We start from the raw sequence: 3,433 nt of genomic DNA, 5'->3' as shown, positions 1-3,433 counted from the left end.
CGGCGTCCAAGCAGCAGGTATCGGCGTGCTTCATCCTCTCGGTGGACGACTCCATGGAGTCGATCCTGAACTGGTACGGCGAGGAGGGGATGATCTTCAAGGGTGGTTCGGGCGCCGGTCTGAACCTGTCCCGGATCCGGTCCAGCAAGGAGCTGCTCTCGTCGGGCGGGACCGCATCGGGGCCCGTGAGCTTCATGCGCGGTGCGGATGCATCTGCCGGCACCATCAAGTCCGGCGGCGCTACCCGTCGGGCGGCGAAGATGGTGGTGCTCGATGTCGATCACCCCGATGTCGAGGAGTTCATCGAGACGAAGGCCCGCGAAGAGAACAAGATCCGGGCGTTGCGTGACGCCGGCTTCGACGTGGAGCTGGGCGGAAAGGACATCGTTTCCGTCCAGTACCAGAATGCGAACAACTCGGTCCGGGTCTCCGATGAGTTCATGCACGCCGTCGAGAAGAACGAGAAGTTCGGTCTCCGGGCACGGATGACGGGCGAGGTCATCGACACGGTCGACGCTCGCGACCTGTTCGGGAAGATGGCCAAGGCCGCGTGGGAGTGTGCGGATCCCGGCATCCAGTACGACGACATCATCAATGACTGGCACACCAACCCGGAGACGGGCCGGATCACAGCGAGCAACCCGTGCTCGGAGTACATGAGCCTGGACAACTCGTCGTGCAACCTGGCCAGCCTCAACCTGCTGAAGTTCCTGAACTCCGACGGCACCTTCAACGGGGAGACGTTCGCGAGGGCGGTTGAGCTGATCATCACCGCGATGGACATCTCGATCTGCTTCGCGGACTTCCCGACCGAGAAGATCACTGAGACCACGCGGGCGTACCGCCAGCTGGGCATCGGCTACGCCAACCTCGGTGCGCTGCTGATGGCGTCCGGCTTCGCGTACGACTCCGAGGCGGGTCGTGCCGTGTCGGCGGCTATCACGTCGCTGATGACCGGCGCCGCGTACAAGCGCTCGGCAGAGCTGGCCGGTGTCGTCGGGCCGTACGAGGGCTTTGCTAGGAACGCCGAAGCACATGCTCGTGTGATGCGCAAGCACGCCGCCGCCAATGACGCGCTGCGGACGCACAGCTCGCTGGACAGCGACGTGCAGAAGCTGGCGACGACGTTCTGGCAGGAGGGGAACAAGCTCGGCGAGAAGAACGGCTGGCGAAACGCGCAGGCCAGTCTGCTGGCTCCGACCGGCACCATCGGCTTCATGATGGACTGCGACACCACCGGGATCGAGCCCGACTTCTCCCTGGTGAAGTTCAAGAAGCTGGTCGGCGGTGGGTCGATGCAGATCGTCAACCACACCGTGCCCGAGGCGCTGCGCAAGCTCAGGTACACCGAGGAGACGATCGAAGCCGTCGTCGAGTACATCGCCCAGCACGGCAACGTAGTCGATGCCCCCGGTCTGAAGCCGGAGCACTACTCGGTCTTCGACTGCGCCGCCGGACAGCCGCGGGCCATCGAGCCGATGGGGCACGTGCGGATGATGGCGGCGGTCCAGCCGTTCCTCAGCGGGGCGATCAGCAAGACCGTCAACATGCCGGAGTCTGCGACCGTCGAGGAGATCGAGGAGGTCTACCTCGAGGGTTGGAAGCTCGGCCTGAAGGCCCTGGCGGTCTACCGGGATAACTGCAAGGTGGGCCAGCCACTGTCGGACGGCAGCACGCGCAACGCCGACAAGGAGCCGGAGAAGGAAGTGGTGGTCGAGTACCGGCCCACCCGCAAGCGGCTCCCGAAATCCCGGCCGAGCCAGACGACATCGTTCGCCGTGGGCGGTGCCGAGGGCTACGTGACCGCGGGCTCTTACCCGGACAACGGCCTCGGCGAAGTTTTCCTCAAGCTGGGCAAGCAGGGCTCGACCCTGGCCGGGGTGATGGACGCCTTCTCCATCGCGATCTCTATCGCTCTGCAGTACGGTGTCCCGCTCGAAACCTACGTACAGAAATTCACCAATATGCGGTTCGAGCCGTCCGGCATGACCGACGATCCCGACGTGCGCATGGCGCAGAGTGTCGTCGATTACATCTTCCGCCGGCTGGCTCTGGACCACCTCCCGTTCGAGACCCGTTCCGCGCTCGGCATCCACACTGCCGCGGAGCGGACCCAGCAACTGCAGACGGGCGAGTACGCTCCGGTCGAAAGTGACACCGCGTTCGAGGTCGAGTCCTTCCGGCAGTCGGTGCCGATGCGGGAGAGCTCGGCCGCGACGGAGGAGAGCGAGCACGCCGCGGACGCCGATGCGGCTGCCGCTGCGGGCAAGCCCGCCCCTGCTGATGCGCACACCTCCGCGGAGCTTCTGGAGGCGATCCAGGGAACCAGTACCGATGCTCCGCTATGCATGACCTGCGGCACGAAGATGCGCCCAGCCGGAAGCTGCTATGTCTGCGAAGGCTGTGGTTCCACGAGTGGCTGCAGTTGACATATGAGGTCACCCGGCGGTGACGGGCACTGCCTAGTCACGGCTTCGAGCCGCCTAGTCAGGGCTTCGATCCGCCGGGTGGCATAACACCCACAGACCCCACGTTCGTCCGTTGGGTAAAGAAGCGGGGGAACCGGTGCAGGAAATCCCGGCTCCCCCGCTTCTTCATTCGTCCACCTAGAACCCGATCACGACGTCGGCGGGCGAGCCGTCGGCGGTAGGTCGGCATCGTGTCGCGGATGCACACCGGCCACCAGCTCTCGCACCCGCGACGGTTCGACGAACCTCGCGCGTACCGCCCCGCCGGCCAGCCGGCGGATGAGCAGTTCCTCAGGAAGCTCCGCCTGGGACGCGACGACCAGCACGTTGCCGTAGCGGCGGCCGCGCAGCTGCGCAGGCTCGGCGACCAACGCCACATGCTCGAACACTTCCCGTGCTGATGCCGCCTCGATCCTCGACTCGCGCACCTGGGCGCCGTCCGCCACGTTCGCGACGTAGATCCCGTCGCCCCGCAAGACCCGCGCTGCCTCGCGGCACCATTCCACCGTGGACAGGTGCCCGGGCACCCGTGCCTTGGGGGAGCCCTCGGTGTCCGCGGGCACCGCGCGGTCGCTGAACGCGTCCCGGATGATGACGTCGACATCGTTCTCCGCGAGCCCGGTCAGCCCGGTGCGGCCGTCCGCCGTCTTGACCCGGAGCCCTGCGACGCCGCGGAGCCCGAACGCCGAGCGGGCCAGAGCGACCATTCCGGCGTCAACCTCGAAGACCAGCTGTCTCGAGCCTGGCCGAGTGGAGGCGACATAGAGGGCGAGCGTGCACCCGGCGCCACCGATGTGTACGGCATCGATCGGATCCCCGTCCGCTGCCAGGACGTCGAGAACGCGGCCGGTCCACTGCATGTACTCGAAATCGAGCCGGGTCGGATCGTCGAGGTCCAGATGCGAGCTGGGGACGCCGTTGATGGCGACGGTCCATCCGCGCTCCCGCTCGTCGTCGGGAATCAG

Annotated in this window: 2 protein-coding genes; one reads left to right on the top strand and one right to left on the bottom strand. The window is 66.3% G+C overall.

All coding sequences use genetic code 11. The annotated features are described in order from the left end of the window. A partial coding sequence (locus tag ELR45_RS03115; RefSeq protein WP_240759112.1) for a vitamin B12-dependent ribonucleotide reductase occupies window positions 1-2,429 on the top strand: 2,429 nt, incomplete at its 5' end. A gap of 188 nt (window positions 2,430-2,617) precedes the next feature. On the opposite strand, the gene ELR45_RS03110 is transcribed toward ELR45_RS03115, so the two are convergent. After that, window positions 2,618-3,433, bottom strand: an 816-nt coding sequence (locus ELR45_RS03110) for a spermidine synthase (protein ID WP_165367428.1), incomplete at its 5' end; no start/stop codon positions are given.

The organism is Phytoactinopolyspora endophytica (genome assembly GCF_004138495.1).
Lineage (GTDB): Bacteria > Actinomycetota > Actinomycetes > Jiangellales > Jiangellaceae > Phytoactinopolyspora > Phytoactinopolyspora endophytica.
The sequence above is the reverse complement of the archived record's forward strand: the minus strand, read 5'-3'. Positions and strand labels throughout refer to the sequence as shown.